Genomic DNA, 17,182 nt, shown 5'->3' with positions numbered 1-17,182 from the left:
GCGGTCCGCCCCTCCCTGCCATAGGGTTCGCGTGGGCCGAGTCAGTCGGCGCTGGGCGCCATCGCGGTCAACTCGGGATACTTCGGTGCGATCGTGTCGCCGGTGGAGACGCCACGGAGTCGACGACCGACCCACGGGATCGCGTACTCGACCGTCCACTGACGACCCTCGCGGCGCCGCTGGGTCGGCGAGACCAGTTGCGCCGGACCGAAATCCACCGGCACGAGATCGTGCTCGATGCCGAGCGCCCGCAGCACCTCGATCGCCATGTAGACGTGGCCGGCCGACGACATGTGCATCCGGTCGAACTCCCACATGCGACGCTCGCGAAAGATCCGCATCCGCCAGAAGTCGACGAGCACGAGGTTGCGTTCCTCCACGACCTCGCGCAACAACTCGTTGAAGACGGCGAACCGGCCGCGCAGTGCGCCGAAGACGGATTTCCCGCCGGTGTCGTACGCGGTGAAAGCGATCACGGTCGCGCCTGCGTCCTGGAGCCGGCCGACCGCCGCGTCGTACGACTCGATCAACGCGTCGATGTCGACGCTGGGACGAAGCAGATCGTTGGCCCCTGCGCAGATGGTCGCCAGGTCCGGTTTCATCGCCAGGGCGGGCTCGAGTTGTTCGCCGAGTACCGCGGGCAGCAGCCGTCCGCGGATCGCCAGATTTGCGTACCGGAACTCCGGGTCCTCCCTGGCCATCACCTCCGCGACCCGATCGGCCCAGCCGCGCACCCCGTTCGGGCAGCGGGGCTCGACGTCTCCCACGCCCTCGGCGAACGAATCTCCTACGGCGACAAAGCGTTTGAAGTTGGCAGACGTCTCAGACATCGGTCGAGAACCTCAGGCCACCGTCGGGGATGGTCACACCAGGCCACACACGTGCGCCACGGAGCAACTCACAGCGCGCTCCGATGTCGGCGCCGTCACCGATCACACCGTCGCGGACGAGGGCGCGGGGTCCGATGCGCGCGCCGAAGCCGATGATGCTGCGTTCGATCACCGCTCCGGCCTCCACCACGGCTCCGTCGAAGATCACGGCGCCGTCGAGGCGGGCGCCCGCGCCGATCTCCGCGCCGCGTCCGACCACAGTGCCGCCGATCAGAAGTGCACCCGGTCCCACACCGGCGCCTTCGTGCACCAACGATTCGCCGCGCGGACCGGTGAGTGCCGGAGACGGCGCGATCCCGCGCACGAGGTCGGCCGAGCCACGCACGAAATCCTCGGGAGTTCCCATGTCGCGCCAGTAACCGGAGTCGACGTGGCCCTGGACATGATGGTCGTCGGCGAGGAGTTGCGGGAACACCTCACGCTCCACCGACACCGGCCGATCGTCCGGGATGGACTCGATGACCGACCGCTTGAAGACGTAACAGCCCGCGTTGATCTGGTCCGTCGGGGGATCCTGGGTCTTTTCGAGGAATGCGGTCACCCGGCCCGTGTCGTCGGTCGGCACACACCCGAAGGCACGTGGGTCGCCCACCCGGACCAGATGCAGGGTCACCTCCGCCCCGGAGGTCTGGTGGGTGTCGAGAACCGCTCGGACGTCGGTGCCGCACAACACATCTCCGTTGAACACGAGGATGTTCTCCGCGGTCAGCTCGGACAGCACGTTCCGGATACCGCCGCCGGTACCGAGAGGCTCGGACTCGTGGACGTACGTGATGGACAACCCCATCTTCGATCCGTCACCGAAATACTGTTCGAACACTTGGGATTTGAACGAGGTGCCGAGCACGATCCTGGTGATCCCCGCCGCGCTGATTCGCGCAAGGAGGTGGGTGAGGAACGGAAGTCCCGCGGTCGGGAGCATCGGCTTGGGAGCAGACAGGGTGAGTGGTCGCAGGCGGGTTCCTTTGCCGCCCACCAAGATCACCGCCTGGACGTCGCTGTGTCGCGCCGGGTCGTCGTTGGTCGTCTGAGCGGTGTCGATGGTGGTCACGGAGTACCTTTCGCCGATCCGGTGGGGGACTTCTCACGTCGTTGAGCTCGTTTTGCCGCAGCCACGACGACCGCCGAGCGCGCACCGAGACCGGCACGGAGTGCGAGCCGCAGGGGCGCTTGCCACCAATGCGGGTGACGGTCGGCCTGGAATCGGTAGGCACTGCGATGGTGCGCGGGAAGCATCAGCTCGGGATTGCGGCCGGCAGCGTGCCCCTTGGCATGCAGGACCTCCGCGTCTGGCACGTAGACGTTGAGCCAGCCGGCGCGGCCGAGCCGGTCGCCGAGGTCCACGTCCTCCATGTACATGAAGTAGCGCGAGTCGAATCCGTCGATGGCGTCGAACGCGCGACGACGGAGCAGCAGACATGACCCGGACAGCCACCCGACCGGCCGTTCGGAGACGTCCTCGTCCGCCTGCCGGTAAGCGGCCGTCCACGGGTTGGACTTCCACACCGTTCCGAGGACCGCGTGCCCTGTCCCCGACACGATGTCGGGCACCCGGCGGGCCGACGGGTAGATACTGCCGTCGGGCTCGTGGATCAGCGGTCCCAGCGCCCCGGCCTGCGGCCATCGCTCTGCGGCCTCGAGGAGTTGATCGATGGAACCTGGACCCCACTCGACATCGGGATTGGCCACCACGACGAACTCGATGGAGGGGTCGATCTCGGCCACCGCACGATTGACCGCGCCCCCGTAGCCGATGTTTCCGCCCGTGTGCAGCAGCGACACGTGGTCGTACTTCTCCGCGGCCGCCTCAGGGGCGCCGTCATCGGAACCGTTGTCGGCGAGTATCACCGTCGGGATGGTGGTCGATGCGTGTTCGAGCGTCTGGATGAAACGGGACAGATACTCGCCTGACGAGTACGTCACCGTCACCACTGCGAATCGCTCGGGAACCGGCTCAGTCGTCACCGGCTCAGCGTAACCGGAGACCACTGGGTCGCCGGGCACCCCGTGGGACAGTCCGTCGTCCGAGCTCACCGGACGTGCAGCGCCGCAGACAACGCCGAGCGCCACTCTCGCAGCGGGGTGAGACCGGCCTCCTGCCATGCCCGTCCCGACAACACCGAATACGCGGGGCGGGGCGCGGGCCGAGGAAAATCGACCGAGGTGGTGGGCAGGACCCGGGCCGGATCGGCCCCGATCTCGGCGAAGACGGCCTGGGCCAGATCGAACCAGCTGCAGCTGCCGGCGTTCGATGCGTGCAGCGTCGCTCCCCGGGCTCCCGAGTCGCCGCGCCCGACCCGTTCGGAGAGTTCGAGCAGCCCGTCGGCCAGATCGGCGGAATATGTCGGGGAACCGACCTGATCGGTGACCACCGAGACGGTGTCGCGCTGCGATTCCAGTCGGCGCATCGTGCTGACGAAGTCCGACGAGTCGGGCATGCCGGTGTACACCCATGCAGTGCGAACAATCGTGGCGTCGGCATCCGCCGACCGCACCGCCTTCTCCCCCGCGAGTTTGCTGATGCCGTAGACCGAGGCCGGGCCGGTGGGGTCATCCGGTTCGAGCGGGCCCGACGCAACCCCTGTGAAGACATAGTCGGTCGAGATGTGGACGAGGTGCGCACCCGTACGGGCGGTGAGCCGGGCGATGTGGCCGGGCCCCTTGCCGTTGACCGCCATCGCGGTCTCCCTGTCGTCTTCGGCGGCATCGACAGCGGTGTAGGCCGCGCAGTTGATCACGACGTCCCCCGGGCCGATGTCACCGAGTACCGACTGCACCGACTCCTCGTCGGTGATGTCCAGATCTGCCGACGTCAAAGCACGTACCGCGCCCTCGGCGCGCGTACTCAACTGTTTGCCCACTTGCCCCCCGGCGCCGGTCACGATGACAGAGCGCACACCTGTACCCATGGGGTCCATCATGTCCGGTTGCGTAGGTGCTCTGCCATTCGCAGGGCGAGATTCACACTCCTGCGCGTCGCGGCGGTCCGGTACACGCCGCTTCCGGCATCCCAGAGCGGAGACGGATTCGCACGTAACATTGCCACTACTTCAACAGGTGCACTCTCCCGGTGATCCGGCGTGCTCCATCCGATGCCACCCGTCCACTACCCGTTAGGAGCGCTCACCGCCGTGGACCGTCCATCTTCGGATCGACCGTCAGGCGGGCGACGCCTCAACTCCACCGGCGGCCGGCATCAGCGGCCCCTTGCAGGTGAGGGTCCCACCGGCGGACGGCGACGTCCCCGCGGCGCCGAATCGGACGTTCCCCGTAGACCCCGAGCCGATGAGACTTCGCGCCGACGGGTGCCGCGCGATCCCCTGCCCCCCGAAGCGCCCCGCCCCAGGCGCGGAGACGGCGCCTCCCCGCCGAGTAGTCGGGCCGCACGGTCAGATCGCCGGGATCAACCGGGTCGGGCACCGAGGTCCCGCGCCGACGCGGGCGGACGACCGCCGCGTGAACCGGCGCCGGCATCCCCCACTCCGGCACACTCTGGGCGACCGCTGACGCGCATCATCGCGGCGGGCGTGTCGGTCCTGGTGCTGATCGCCACCGGATATGCGTGGAACCAGATGACCGACCTGGAGAACAGCATCACCAAACTGGGTGGTCTGAGCCTGGGCAGCGGTAAGGACGGAGCCGTCGACATCCTCATGGTCGGCACCGACTCGCGAACCGATGCCCAGGGCAACCCGCTGTCGGAAAAAGAACTGGCGCAACTGCACTCCGCTGACGAGGTGGCGACCAACACCGACACCATCTTGTTGATCCGCATCCCGAACGACGGGTCCTCCGCGACGGCCATGTCGATCCCCCGCGACTCATACGTCGAGGTGCCCGGCATCGGGAAGACCAAGATCAACTCGGCGTACGGCTCATCCAAAGAAGCCCGGCGCGAGGCCCTGGTCAACGACGGGATGGACCTCGAGCAGGCCGACAAGAAGTCCGTCCAGGCGGGACGCGACGCACTCATCACCACGGTCGCAGACCTGACGGGTGTCGAGGTCGACCACTATGCCGAGGTGGGGCTACTCGGCTTCGTCCTGCTCACCGACGCGGTGGGCGGTGTGGACGTGTGCCTCAAGGCGCCGGTCTCCGAACCGTTTTCCGGTGCGGACTTCCCCGCCGGGCGCCAGACACTCGACGGGCCCGAGGCACTGAGTTTTGTCCGGCAACGCCACGATCTGCCCCGCGGCGACCTCGACCGCATCGTGCGACAGCAGGTCTTCATGGCATCGCTGGCCCAGAAGGTGTTGTCGGCAGGCACTTTGTCCAACCCCGGTAAACTCGGCGATCTCGAGAACGCGGTGTCACGTTCGGTGGTGATCGACCAGGACTGGGACATCATCAAGTTCGTGGAGCAACTCAAGGATCTGTCCGGCGGCCGCGTGCAGTTCGCGACGATCCCGGTGGTCACCGAGCAAGGCTGGAGCGACGACGGCACCCAGAGCGTGGTCGAGGTGGACCCGGCGGCCGTCAAGGCATTCACCGATGGGTTGCTCGGAGAGAAGAACGGCACGGGCGAGAAGAAGTTCGCGCCAAGTGAGTACACGGTGGACGTGATCAACTCGGGCACCGTCGACGGTCTGGCCACCAACGTGTCGAAGATCGTGGCGTCCAAGGGGTTCCGGACCGGCGAGACCGGCAACGCCACCAACCCGTCCACCGACAGCACCGTGCTTGCCGCTGCGACCGACGACGCCGGGGCGAAAGCCGTTGCGGGCCAACTCGGCGGACTACCCGTGAAAGAGGACAAGACATTGGCACCGAACACGGTTCGGGTGATTCTCACCGACACCTACAGCGGTCCGGGCTCGATCGTGGACGACGGTCAGCAGGACAGCCAGAGCACCGAGGCGACAACACCCGCACCGGCTCCGGCCATCACCGCCGGCGGCACCGGACCGGAGTGCGTGAATTGACCACCCTCACCGATGCCGCGCTGAACCCGGCGTTGTCCAGCGACGGCTCGCAGCCTCTGATCACCTACTACGACGACGCAACCGGCGAGCGCACCGAACTCTCCGCCATCACCGCGGCGAACTGGGCAGCCAAGACGGCCAACCTCGTGCGCGACGAATTCGGGCTGATGCCGGGTGATGTGGTGGCGGTCGACCTGCCCGCGCACTGGCAGAGTGCCGCGGTTCTGCTCGGCGCCTGGTGGGCCGGTCTGCACGTACGGGTGGGCTACTCCGACGATGCGGCACTTGCGTTCTGCTCGATGGCGTCGCTCGAGCGGGTGGAAGGTGCGCCGGAGATCGCCGTCGTCTCACTCGATCCGTTCGGGATGCCGTTGCGTGACCTGCCGATCGGGCTCACCGACTACTCGGCCTCGGTGCGCGTGCACGGGGACCAGTTCAGGCCCGGCGGACCCGGCGATCTCGCTCTCGACGACCGCACGGTCGACGACGTGATCACCGAAGCGACCAACTTTGCCGCCGAGGCCGGCATCGTCGCCGGATCTCGCATCATGTCGAGCCGGCACTGGGACAGCGCCGACAACCTCGTGGTCAACCTGCTCGCCACCCTGGTGGCCGGCGGTTCCCTTGTGCAGGTTGCCAATCCGGACCTGGAGAAGATGGCTGCCCGGGCGAGCAGCGAGAAGGTCACCGCGACGTTGTCCTGAGCGGACACAGACTCCGACGTCCGCTCCGACGCCGCGGGATCCTCCGGACCGAACCCGTTCAGAAGAGCGTCGGCTGCGGGGTCTCGACCGCCGCGGCCTCGCGTACCGCCTCGCGCAGGCCGGACTGCCGGTCGCCGCTGAGACCGTGGTGCTCGAGCATCGGATCAACTCTGTCGCGCAACCACGTTCGGTATTCCGGGGCCACGTAGGCGCCGTGACCGTAGAGCCGGCGGTACTTGCCGACCAGGGCAGGATGGTGCTGGGCGAGCCACGACATGTACCAGCCACGGGTGGATCCGCGTAGGTGCAGTGGAAACGCGGTGACCGACGTTGCACCCACCTGTGCCAGGTGTGCGAACAGGTCGTCGAGGTCTGCACGCGAATCGCTGAGCATGGGCAGGATGGGTGAGGCCATCACGTGGCAGTCCAGGCCGGACTCACGGACAGCCTCGATCAGATCGAGGCGTGCACGGGCCGACGGCGTACCGGGTTCGACCTGTTTGCACAGGGTCTCGTCGAGCAGCGCCAAGGAGACGCCCACCGACACCGGCACCGATTTGGCCGCTGCCGCGAGGAGTTTGAGATCGCGACGCAGCAGCGTGCCCTTGGTGAGGATCGACATCGGCGTACCCGAATCGGCGAGCGCGCGAATGATGCCGGGCATCAGCCGGTACCTGCCCTCAGCCCGGTGGTAGGGGTCGGTGTTGGTTCCCAGAGCCACGGGCTCACGTTTCCAACTCTTACGCATCAACTCTTTTCGCAGCACCGCCGCGACATTCACCTTGACCACGATCTGGGTGTCGAAGTCACGGCCGGCATCGAGATCGAGGTATTCGTGGGTGGTACGCGCGAAGCAGTAGACACATTGATGGAGGCAACCCCTGGTCGGGTTGATGGTCCAACGGAACGGCACCTGTGAACTCTCCGGAACCTTGTTCAGTGCGCTCTTGCACAGCACCTCGTGGAACGTGACCCCGTCGAACTCGGGGGTGCGCACCGACCGGACCAGCCCGGCGCGACTCAGGCCGGGCAGCGCCGGAGACGGATCGCTCGCCTCTTTCTCGTCTCCGGCGTCCAGCAACTGCCCTTCCCACCGCATGCCCAGATTCGAACACGCGTTCTATTTCTTGTCAAGCCGACCCGGCCTGCCCGGGCCGTGTGCTATAGCGCGGCTGCGGGATCGGCGCGTAATGCGCGCCTGGCGGGCAGAGCTGCACTGAGCAGCCCAGCCAGTCCACCGACCACCACGATCACCACCATCTCGACCCAAGGAAGATCAGGTATGGACACGCGGTCAGCACCTACGATCGCCGCCGCGCCGGCCACCCCATAGGTGGTGCCGAGAGCCACACCCGCGACGGAGGCCACCGCAGCGATGATCGTGGCTTCGCCCAGGAGCATCGCACGCACCCCCCGGCTGCTCAGGCCGATCACCCGCAACAGCGCATTCTCACGGCGACGGTCGATCACCGACAGCGCCATGGTGTTTCCCACTCCGATGAGAGCAACCACCACGGCGACACCGAGCAGCGCCAACACGATTCGCAACAGCAGGGTGAGGATGTCGTCGAGCTGCTGCTGGGTTTCCACACCGCCGGAGAAGGTCGCGTCGGGCGACGAGGCGGCGACCAGATCACGCAGGGTGGTGACCGTGTCCGCGCTGCCCGTCCCGAAGGAGGACAGACGCACGGCCATCCCGGTCGGAACCCGCGCCCCGCCCACCGATGCGCGATCCGCGAAGGAACCGGCTTCGCCTTCGACCACTGTCATCGTTTTGGTGATCCCGCCGGCCAGAACCGTCACCCGCTCACCGTCCTGCACGCCCGCGAGGGCTTGATCTTCTGGTGCCAGCGCGACTTCATCCGCACCTGGGGCCGTGCCCGACCTCATCACCGCAGGCAACGACGAGCTGTCCACGGCGGCGATGTTCAGCGCGACCCCGTTCACATCGATCTTCGTACGGGTCAACGGAACTGCCGCAGCGACGCCCTCGGTGGTCCGGATCGACTCGACCAGCGGAGCCGGCAGCGGCGAACCGGACGAGACGATCAGATCGACCGGGTGCATGTCGGAGATCAACGTGCTCACGCTCGACCGCACCACCTGCGCGCCCACCACCATCATCGTCGTCAGGGTGATGCCGATGATGAGCGCCGACGCCGTTGCGGCCGTGCGCCGTGGAGCCCGCCCGGCGTTGGCGCCCGTCAGTTCTGCGACCGGACCCGCGGCCGTGCGCCGAAGCAACAGTGCGGCAGTCGATCCCGTTGCCCGGACGATCGGCGGCACGAGAACCACACCGGACAGCATGATCGCGAGAAATGTCGCACCGCCGCCCAAAGCTGCTGCGGGAACCGATTTCTGTCCGATCCCCCAGATCAGCACAATGGTGCCGATGAGGACCAGAACCGTGGCGGCAGTGATCCGGAAGATGTTACGGCCGCGCGGCTCCGACGAGGCGACAGTGGTGAAGGCCGCCAGCGGGGAGACCCTTGTCGCCAGTCGCGCCGGGATGGTGGCCGCGAGCAGTGTCATCACCACGCCGAGTACGACGGGCACGAGCACGGCGGTGAACGGGATCGCCAAGTGGGTCAACGGCAGCTCGGCACCGGTCATCCGGGTCACCCAGGTGGCCAGCGCGACACCTCCGATCCCGAGGATCACACCTACGACCGAGGCCGCGACACCGAGGACCAGTGCCTCCATCCGAACGCCGGACCGCACCTGGGATGCGTCTGCCCCGATGCACCGCAGCAGCGCGAGTTCCCGGGTTCGTGACGTGATCAGTACGGCAAAGGTGTTGGCGATCACCAGACACGACACCATGGCGGTGATCGCGGCGAACACGAGCAACACCGAAGCCAGGATCACCGACCCTCCGGTGAACTGCTGGACCACCCGGTCGGCCGCAGCCTCACCCGACATGGCTTCGGCCCCTGGGACGGTCGAGGCCGCGTCGTCCACCGCAGTCATGACCGACGCCGGGTCGGTGTCCCCCGCGAACGCGAGCCTGATCACCACATCATCTCGATCATCGCTCCGCCCGGAGTCCACCGCGGACACGGTGGCGCCGGGCGCGAACAACTGCGGCACGCCTGACGTGGCGTCACCACGCTCGACCAGACCCACCACGGTGATCTCCACAGCAGTCCGGTCGGTGGCGGTGTCGACGTCCGGGCGCACGAAAAGCCGTTGTCCGACCGCGAAGTTCGAGCCTGCGTATGCCAACGCCTGACGGTCGCCCTGCGGGAACACGCCGACCGTCAGTGTCTGCCATCGCAACTGCTCGTCACGTGCCAGCGCGGTCAGCTCCACCTGCGAGTAGGTTTTCGCGCCACTGGTCACGCTGACCAATCGGTTACGGTCGACCGCCACCGCTTGTACGCCGGGAACATTCGCGAGTTGCTCTCCCGTCTGATCCGCGAACTCGGACGGTACCGATACCGCCGCGTCGGTTGACGAGAACTGTGCTGCCACCGACGCACGCACCGATTCGGTGGACGTCGCGGTCAGTGTGAGTGTGGCGGCGACAAATGCCACACCGATGGCCACCGCGAGGACCGACGCCACATAGCGTCCCTTGTGTGCCCGCAATTGGGCCAGCGCGATTCCCCTCATCGTGGGTCACCCACAGAGACCTGATCGGAGCCGTGACCACGCATCGCTGCCAACACAGAATCTGCTGTGGGCGCGAGGATTCGGTCCACCATCCCGCCGTCGGCCATCACCAGCACCTGGTCGCAATAGCCCGCTGCCACAGGGTCGTGGGTCACCATCACGATGGTCTGGCCGATGCGGCGGCTACTGTTCTGCAGCAGCGACAGCACCTGCGCGCCCGACTTGCTGTCGAGGTTGCCGGTCGGTTCGTCGGCGAGGATGAGTCGCGGCCTGCCGAGCAACGCCCGGGCGATCGCGACGCGTTGCTGCTGTCCGCCGGACAATTCGCCCGGCTTGTGGTCCAGCCGATCCCCGATCCCCAGCACCGCCACCAGTTCGTCGAACCACAGCTCGTCTGGAGATCGCCGATCTAGGGTGAGCGGGAGCAGGATGTTGGCCCGTGCGGTCAGCACCGGCAACAGGTTGAACGATTGGAAGACAAAACCCAGCTCTCGACGCCGCAACCGGGTCCGCTGAGAATCGTTGCATCGCGACAGATCGGTGTCCCCGATCAACACCGTTCCCGCCGTTGCGGTGTCCAGTCCCGCGAGACAGTGCATCAGCGTCGACTTGCCGGACCCCGACGGCCCCATGATGGCCGTGAACCTGCCGACGGGGATGTCCACGCTCACATCACGCAGCGCATGAACCGCCGCGTCGCCGTGCCCGTATGTCTTCTGTAATGCAATGGTCCTTGCCGCGTATGGATCTGACATTGGCCCCACCTCTCGTGTCACACGCCGACTTGCGTTGTGGCACAAACCTATTTCGGATCAGGAGGTCGACACATCGACGTGCGGGCCGACATCTGCAGCCCTTCCGGTCAGCCCCCGGGATGACCCTCCGTACCCGGCGTGGTCCTCCAGGACGAGAAGAGGAACCTACCGGTGGAGGGTGAGGATGTCGTCGATCCCGATCATCCCGGTACGGAAGGCGAACAACACGACCTGCACACGGTCGCGGGACCCTGTCTTGGTGAGCACCCGGCCGACATGCGTCTTGACCGTGGCGAGGGACAGATGAAAGTCCGCGGCGATCTCGCCATTGGTCATCCCGACGGCGATGGCCCGCAACACCTCTGTCTCCCGGGGGGTCAGCGGATCGACGAGGTCGGGCACCACGGTGGCGTGGCCGGCAGGCGCGGGCGGCGTCGGCATCGCGGCGGTTCCCGCCACGTGGGTCAGCAGGCGTCGGGTGGACCGCGGCGCGATCACGGCGTCACCGGCATGAACCGTTCGGATCGCGGCCAAGAGCTCTTCCGGTTGTGCGTCCTTGAGCAGGAACCCGCTGGCACCAGCGGAGATTGCGGCCAGCAGGTACTCGTCGGTGTCGAACGTCGTGAGTACCAGGACTTTCGGGACACCCTGCTGCCCTGACCCACCCGTTTCCTGCTCGGCGAGCAGTTGCCTGGTCGCCGCGATGCCGTCGACGCCTGGCATCTGGACATCCATGAGCACCACGTCGGCGGGGGTTCGGCGCAGAGTCTCCACGGCTGCGGCACCGTCGGATGCCTCGAGCACCACCGTCATGTCGGCCTGCGAATCGATGACCATTCCGAAACCCGCACGTACCAGCGCCTGGTCATCGACAAGCGCTACCCGGATCACCTCGGTCATCGAACCTCCCCGGTGGGCAGCGACGCGCGAACACGGTATCCGGGTCCGTCGTCACGGGGGCCGGCCTGCAGCGTCCCACCATGTAGTTCGGCGCGTTCGCGCATGCCCAGCAACCCCTTTCCGCCGGCCGGACGCAGCTCGCCATCACCGATGGTAGGGGCGACCCCTCGACCGTCATCGGTGACGATGATCGTCAATTCATCGCTCTGCCAGTGCAACCCGACGTCCGCGGAGGCTCCGAGCCCCGCGTGTTTGAGGATGTTGGTGAGCGATTCCTGCACGATTCGATAGGCGGTCAGTCCGCATCCCACCGAAACGTCGCGAGCGGAACCACAAGAGTCCAGTCGAACCGGCAAACCCCCGGCCCGCACGGACTCCACGAGTTCGGGGATGTCGGCGATGCCTGGCACCGCCCGTATCTCGCGTGGCCCGTCGTCACGCAGCACCCCCAGCAGCGACCGCATGTCGGCGAGGGCCTGGCGCCCGTTGTCGGCGATGGTGGCCAGCGCCTTGACGGCCTGCGCCGGATCCTGTTGCGCCGCATAACGGCCGCCATCCGCCTGCGCGATCACCACCGTCAGCGTGTGCGCGATGATGTCGTGCATCTCGCGCGCGATCCGGGTGCGTTCGCCGATGGCGGCGATCTCGGCTTCCTGTGCCCGTTCGAGTTCCAGCAGGCGGGCCCGCTCCCGTAGTCCCTGCACTTCCCGAAGTCGCGTGCGCCGCAACATCCCGGTGGCCCAGATGCCGACGGCGATGACACCCAAGCTCACCGCTCCAGGCGCGGTGAACTCATACGCGGCCGTGTCGTCGGCTGCGGAGTACAGGCGTCCGGACGACAGCACACAACCGACGAGGCCAAGGGCCAATGCGGCTTGGGTGCCTCGTGTCGAGCCGTAGGCGGCCATCGAGTAGATACTGATCACTGCGGTCACCATCACCGCTGGACTGAGTCTTTCGTCGACCGCCAGATGCGCGAAGGCCGCAGCAGCGATGACGAGACCGGAGACGTCGGGGCGGGTCCGGCGGAACGCGACGGCGACACAGACGATTGTGCCGATCGCGATACGCCACACGAGCGGAGTACCCATGTGTTCCCACAGTTCGGGAACGACGCTGAGCAGCGCCAGCGCCGCGGCCAGCAACGAGTCGAGCAGCAGCCGACGCGGTTCGGCGAAGCGGTTCCAGCGCTGCAAGATCCGCTGGAAGTCCATGTTCGTCAATCTAGCGCCCGGGCGGGTGCCCGGGCATCAGACCGCGGGAGGATTTCTGACGTGGGTCAGCGCAGTAGTGCGCGTGACATCACCACTCGCTGGATCTGGTTGGTGCCTTCGTAGATTTGGGTGATCTTGGCATCGCGCATCATCCGCTCGACGGGGAAGTCGCGGGTGTACCCATACCCACCGAACAACTGCACCGCGTCCGTGGTGACCTGCATGGCCACGTCGGAGGCGAAGCACTTCGACGCTGCGGAGATGAACCCCAAGTTCTTCTCCCCACGCTCAGCCCGCGCAGCCGAGGTGTACACCATCAACCGAGCAGCCTCGATCTTCATCGCCATGTCCGCCAACATGAACTCCACACCCTGAAACGAGCTGATCGACTTACCGAACTGCTTGCGCTCCTTGACATAGGCGATCGTCTGATCCAGGGCGCCCTGCGCAATACCCAAAGCCTGAGCACCGATCGTCGGACGCGTGTGATCCAGGGTTTCAAGCGCCGTTTTGAAGCCGGTGCCCGGCGCCCCGATGATCCGATCCCCAGGAATGGTGCAGTCCTCGAAATACAACTCCGCCGTCGGCGAACCCTTGATACCCAGCTTCTTCTCCAACGGACCCACCGTGAACCCGGGATCATCCTTGTGGACCATGAACGAGGAAATACCGTTGGCGCCCTTCTCTGGGTCGGTCACCGCCATCACCGTGTACCAGCTCGACTTCCCGCCGTTGGTGATCCAGCACTTGGAACCGTTGAGCACCCAGTTGTCGCCCTCTTCCCGGGCCCGGGTCTTCATCGCCGCCGCATCCGACCCGGCCTCACGCTCGGACAACGCATACGAGGCCATCGCCTCCCCCGACGCGATCGACGGCAACACCTGCTGCTTGAGTTCCTCAGAGCCCTTCAAGATCAAGCCCATGGTGCCCAACTTGTTGACCGCCGGGATCAACGACGCCGACGCATCCACGCGCGCAACCTCTTCGATCACGATGCACGCCGCCACTGAGTCACCACCCTGACCGTCGTACTCCTCGGGCACATGGATCGCGTTGAACCCTGACGCCGTCAACGCCGCCAACGCCTCCTCGGGAAAGCGGGAGTTCTCATCCACATCAGCAGCGTGCGGCTCGATCTCCTTCTCCGACAGAGCCCGAATCGCCGCACGTAACTCGTCGTGCTCTTCACCGAGCTTGAACAGATCAAAATCGGGGTTGCCGGCCATCAGAACACTCCTCGTATCCGCCAGAAAACTCGGTTCTTCCCGTCGATCCTAATACTTGCGCGCCCCGGAGTTACTCACGGGTAACCGGAAAGACAGGGCCGTGCCCGGCCGCTGCAGACGCTAGCCTGACGATGAGTCGCACCCGCCTTGCCAGTGAGGAAGCCATGACCCCCAAACAGTCGCCCGAAACAGAACTCGCCGACTTCGACCGCGCCGAGTTCACCCATTCCGGCAAGACGCGCACGATCTACCGGCGAGGCGAGGGGCCGGCCGTGGTTGTCATCGCGGAGATGCCGGGAATCACGCCGAAGGTGCTGAACTTCGCTCGCAAGGTGTCCGACATCGGGTGCACTGCTGTGGTCCCCAGCCTGTTCGGGGTCGACGGCCTCGACCCCATGCCGGACAACCTGGGGTATCTCAAATCCGTCGGGGTCCTGACCTCGGTTCTGGTCCCGACCTGCATCAGCCGCGAGTTCACAGTCCTCGCCACGGGGAAGTCGTCACCTGTGGTGACCTGGCTGCGGGCACTGGCCGCCGACGAGCACGAGCGGTGCGGTGGCCCGGGTGTCGGCGCCATCGGGATGTGTTTCACCGGCGGATTCGCCCTCGCGATGGCCGCGGACGACCGACTCCTGGCCCCTGTGCTCGCCCAGCCCTCCATGCCGTTTCGGCCGGTCGGCGCGGCGAACATCGACATCTCGCCCGACGATCTCGCGGTTGTCAAAGGGCGGTGCGCCGCGGGTCTGGAAGTGATGGGCGTCCGGTTCAGGAAAGACAAGCTCTCACCCGCTGCCCGGTTCGACTACCTACGCAGAGAATTGGGCGACGCCTTCGTGGCCATCGAGATAGACGACGACGCCGCGGGCCCGTCCCCGATGCCACCACACTCGCCGCTCACCGAGCACCTGATCGACGAACCGGGCCAGCCCACCAGAGCCGCTCTCGACGAGGTCCTCGACCTCTTCCGGCGTAAACTACTGGTCGACGCCAGCAGCTAGCCTCCGAGAAGTTTCTGCTGCAAAGCCTGATCTTTCGCGAGAACCATGTCCGACAGGTCGGCCTGAAAGCGTTCCATCTGCGCTCGCAGTCCCGGGTCGGCCGCCGCCAGGATGCGCACCGCCAACAGACCAGCATTACGTGCGCCACCCACCGACACAGTCGCCACCGGCACCCCGGCGGGCATCTGCACGATCGACAGAAGCGAATCCATGCCGTCGAGGTATTTGAGGGGCACCGGAACACCGATCACCGGTAGTGGCGTTGCCGAGGCCACCATGCCCGGTAGGTGGGCCGCTCCGCCTGCACCCGCGATGATGACCGAGAGTCCGCGCCCGGCAGCCTCTTTCGCATAGTCGAGCATGCGCTGAGGTGTTCGGTGCGCGGAGACGACACCCACTTCGAATCTGACCCCGAACTCGGCGAGGGCCTCCGCCGCGGCCTCCATCGTCGGCCAATCCGAGTCGCTGCCCATGATCAGGCCGACCCGCGGGCCCGGTGGCCGGTTACCCGAACCTTCGCCGTTCTCACTCACCGTGCACATCCCATCCGTCGGTCCACTCCGCGTGCGACATCCAGTGTGCCGCCCGTTCCGCGATCTCCCGCACGTGCGCCACATGCTCGGGGTCGTCCACGTTGCCGGCCGCCGATCCCAATACGTTCACGTGTCCGATCTTGCGGTCGGGGCGTTCTCCCTTGCCGTACAGATGCACCTTCGCCTGCGGAATGCGTGCGAACAAATGGTGCAGCCGCTCGTCCATCGACATGACCGGAGCCTTCGCCGCACCGAGGATGTTGGCCATTACGGTGACAGGGGCCCGCGTTCCGGTGTCGCCCAGCGGGTAGTCGAGGACAGCACGCAGGTGCTGTTCGAACTGGCCGGTGACACTGCCGTCCATGGACCAGTGACCGCTGTTGTGCGGTCTCATCGCCAGCTCGTTCACCAAGAGCGAGCCATCGGTGGTCTCGAACAGCTCGACCGCCATCACCCCGACCACACCCAGCTCATCGGCCAGCGACAACGCGAGTCGCTGCGCCGAGGTTGCCGTCTCTTCCGACAGGTTCGGTGCCGGCGCGATCACCACGGCGCACTGTCCTTTGCGTTGCACCGTTTCCACCACCGGCCACACGGCGCCCTGGCCGAACGGCGAGCGTCCCACCATCGCCGACAGCTCGCGACGCAGCGCGATCCTCTGCTCGACCATCAGGGACGAACCCGCTGGTGCCGCCGCGAGCGCCTCGAGTGCCTCCTCGCGACTGTCGACCAGCCACACCCCGCGTCCGTCATAGCCGCCGCGGATGGTTTTGAGAACCACCTGCCAGTGATGTTGCTCACCGAACTCGATGAGCGCCTCCATGGGGTTGTCCTGAGGCAATTCGGCGTACGCGGGAATGGGCGCGCCGAAGTCGGCGAGGCGCCGCCGCATGGCGAGCTTGTCCTGGGCAAAGATCAGCGCACTCGGCGGAGGAAGCACACTCACGCCCTCACCGACCAGCACCTCGAGGTGCTCGATCGGCACGTGCTCGTGGTCGAAGGTCAGTGCGTGGCTGCCACGCGCCGCAACGCGGAGGTCGTCGAGGCTGTTGTGGCTGCCGAACACCACATCGGGGCTGACCTGGGCCGCCGGTTCGTCGGCGGATGCCGCCAGGACACGCAGACGCTGCCCCAATGCGATGGCGGCCTGATGGGTCATGCGCGCCAGCTGACCGCCGCCGATCATGGTGACCACGGGCATCCCCGGGGCAGCTACGTCACGACTGGCCTCCGGCGACGCCGGTGCAGGTGGGACTGCCGAATCGGAGGCCGTGGGAACAACGGGCACGGGTGCCGTCGAGGCAGGGGTCGGATCACTCGTCACGGCTATCCATCGTGTCACGGGAGGCGTCGATCGGACGACACGGGAGGCGCCGGGACGTGCCGGGATTGGTTTCTGGACGAACTTGTTTCGTAGACTCCATC

The 17,182-nt window shown here is 66.5% G+C and carries 15 protein-coding genes; 3 read left to right on the top strand and 12 right to left on the bottom strand.

Annotated features, from left to right (window positions below):
- Positions 1-41: 41 nt before the first annotated feature.
- The 4 genes from CSW57_RS13495 to rfbD form a co-directional block, all read right to left on the bottom strand.
- Positions 42-830 (bottom strand): SGNH/GDSL hydrolase family protein, encoded by a 789-nt coding sequence (locus tag CSW57_RS13495; RefSeq protein ID WP_099383195.1) that lies wholly within the window; start codon positions 828-830, stop codon positions 42-44.
- A complete protein-coding gene (locus CSW57_RS13490) occupies positions 823-1,932 on the bottom strand; it encodes a sugar phosphate nucleotidyltransferase (protein ID WP_051406504.1) in 1,110 nt (369 codons plus the stop codon). The genes CSW57_RS13495 and CSW57_RS13490 overlap by 8 nt, the downstream gene beginning before the upstream one ends.
- Positions 1,933-1,937: 5 nt before the next feature.
- Positions 1,938-2,855 carry a glycosyltransferase family 2 protein gene (locus tag CSW57_RS13485; RefSeq protein WP_223249236.1) on the bottom strand — a complete coding sequence of 306 codons (918 nt, stop codon included), beginning with the start codon at positions 2,853-2,855 and terminating at the stop codon, positions 1,938-1,940.
- Positions 2,856-2,920: 65 nt separating this feature from the next.
- Complete coding sequence (gene rfbD / locus CSW57_RS13480; RefSeq protein ID WP_223249235.1) at positions 2,921-3,799, bottom strand: dTDP-4-dehydrorhamnose reductase; 879 nt, start codon at positions 3,797-3,799, stop codon at positions 2,921-2,923.
- A 618-nt stretch (positions 3,800-4,417) separates the two neighbouring features.
- On the opposite strand from rfbD, the gene CSW57_RS13475 reads away from it, so the two are divergent.
- Positions 4,418-5,812 (top strand): LCP family protein, encoded by a 1,395-nt coding sequence (locus CSW57_RS13475; RefSeq protein WP_317615581.1) that lies wholly within the window; start codon positions 4,418-4,420, stop codon positions 5,810-5,812.
- On the top strand, positions 5,809-6,516 hold the full coding sequence (locus CSW57_RS13470; RefSeq protein ID WP_099383391.1) for a TIGR03089 family protein: 708 nt from the start codon (positions 5,809-5,811) through the stop codon (positions 6,514-6,516). Before CSW57_RS13475 ends, CSW57_RS13470 begins: the two co-directional genes overlap by 4 nt.
- A gap of 58 nt (positions 6,517-6,574) precedes the next feature.
- On the opposite strand, the gene CSW57_RS13465 is transcribed toward CSW57_RS13470, so the two are convergent.
- The 6 genes from CSW57_RS13465 to CSW57_RS13440 form a co-directional block, all read right to left on the bottom strand.
- Positions 6,575-7,615, bottom strand: coding sequence for an Rv2578c family radical SAM protein (locus tag CSW57_RS13465; RefSeq protein ID WP_099383191.1), 1,041 nt, complete (start codon positions 7,613-7,615; stop codon positions 6,575-6,577).
- A 62-nt stretch (positions 7,616-7,677) separates the two neighbouring features.
- Positions 7,678-10,131, bottom strand: a complete 2,454-nt coding sequence (locus CSW57_RS13460; RefSeq protein WP_099383190.1) for an FtsX-like permease family protein — start codon at positions 10,129-10,131, stop codon at positions 7,678-7,680.
- Positions 10,128-10,886 (bottom strand): ABC transporter ATP-binding protein, encoded by a 759-nt coding sequence (locus CSW57_RS13455; protein WP_099383189.1) that lies wholly within the window; start codon positions 10,884-10,886, stop codon positions 10,128-10,130. The genes CSW57_RS13460 and CSW57_RS13455 overlap by 4 nt, the downstream gene beginning before the upstream one ends.
- Before the next feature lie 165 nt (positions 10,887-11,051).
- A complete protein-coding gene (locus tag CSW57_RS13450) occupies positions 11,052-11,786 on the bottom strand; it encodes a response regulator transcription factor (protein WP_189339247.1) in 735 nt (244 codons plus the stop codon).
- Entirely contained in the window at positions 11,783-13,000 is a 1,218-nt protein-coding gene (locus CSW57_RS13445) for a sensor histidine kinase (protein WP_099383188.1), read from the bottom strand. The genes CSW57_RS13450 and CSW57_RS13445 overlap by 4 nt, the downstream gene beginning before the upstream one ends.
- A 65-nt stretch (positions 13,001-13,065) precedes the next feature.
- Positions 13,066-14,226 (bottom strand): acyl-CoA dehydrogenase, encoded by a 1,161-nt coding sequence (locus CSW57_RS13440; protein WP_099383187.1) that lies wholly within the window; start codon positions 14,224-14,226, stop codon positions 13,066-13,068.
- Positions 14,227-14,390: 164 nt separating this feature from the next.
- Between CSW57_RS13440 and CSW57_RS13435 the strand changes: the two genes are divergently transcribed.
- On the top strand, positions 14,391-15,224 hold the full coding sequence (locus CSW57_RS13435) for a dienelactone hydrolase family protein (protein WP_099383186.1): 834 nt from the start codon (positions 14,391-14,393) through the stop codon (positions 15,222-15,224).
- Here the strand turns inward: CSW57_RS13435 and purE are convergent.
- The gene (gene purE, locus CSW57_RS13430) at positions 15,221-15,757 is read right to left on the bottom strand and encodes a 5-(carboxyamino)imidazole ribonucleotide mutase (protein WP_262982251.1); all 537 of its coding nucleotides are present in this window, start codon (positions 15,755-15,757) and stop codon (positions 15,221-15,223) included. The genes CSW57_RS13435 and purE overlap by 4 nt on opposite strands.
- Positions 15,750-17,045 carry a 5-(carboxyamino)imidazole ribonucleotide synthase gene (locus CSW57_RS13425; RefSeq protein WP_370623956.1) on the bottom strand — a complete coding sequence of 432 codons (1,296 nt, stop codon included), beginning with the start codon at positions 17,043-17,045 and terminating at the stop codon, positions 15,750-15,752. The genes purE and CSW57_RS13425 overlap by 8 nt, the downstream gene beginning before the upstream one ends.
- Positions 17,046-17,182: the final 137 nt, after the last annotated feature.

The organism is Williamsia muralis, from assembly GCF_002735905.1.
GTDB lineage: Bacteria > Actinomycetota > Actinomycetes > Mycobacteriales > Mycobacteriaceae > Williamsia > Williamsia muralis_A.
This window is presented reverse-complemented; position numbering and strand designations above follow the sequence as displayed.

What these genes read in the sequence shown, in the direction of transcription:
- CSW57_RS13495 (WP_099383195.1), bottom strand. Translation starts at nt 830, where the DNA reads ATGTCTGAGACGTCTGCCAACTTCAAACGCTTTGTCGCCGTAGGAGAT.
- rfbD (WP_223249235.1), bottom strand. Translation starts at nt 3,799, where the DNA reads ATGGGTACAGGTGTGCGCTCTGTCATCGTGACCGGCGCCGGGGGGCAA.
- CSW57_RS13465 (WP_099383191.1), bottom strand. Translation starts at nt 7,615, where the DNA reads ATGCGGTGGGAAGGGCAGTTGCTGGACGCCGGAGACGAGAAAGAGGCG.
- CSW57_RS13460 (WP_099383190.1), bottom strand. Translation starts at nt 10,131, where the DNA reads ATGAGGGGAATCGCGCTGGCCCAATTGCGGGCACACAAGGGACGCTAT.
- CSW57_RS13455 (WP_099383189.1), bottom strand. Translation starts at nt 10,886, where the DNA reads ATGTCAGATCCATACGCGGCAAGGACCATTGCATTACAGAAGACATAC.
- CSW57_RS13450 (WP_189339247.1), bottom strand. Translation starts at nt 11,786, where the DNA reads ATGACCGAGGTGATCCGGGTAGCGCTTGTCGATGACCAGGCGCTGGTA.
- CSW57_RS13445 (WP_099383188.1), bottom strand. Translation starts at nt 13,000, where the DNA reads ATGGACTTCCAGCGGATCTTGCAGCGCTGGAACCGCTTCGCCGAACCG.
- CSW57_RS13440 (WP_099383187.1), bottom strand. Translation starts at nt 14,226, where the DNA reads ATGGCCGGCAACCCCGATTTTGATCTGTTCAAGCTCGGTGAAGAGCAC.
- CSW57_RS13435 (WP_099383186.1), top strand. Translation starts at nt 14,391, where the DNA reads ATGACCCCCAAACAGTCGCCCGAAACAGAACTCGCCGACTTCGACCGC.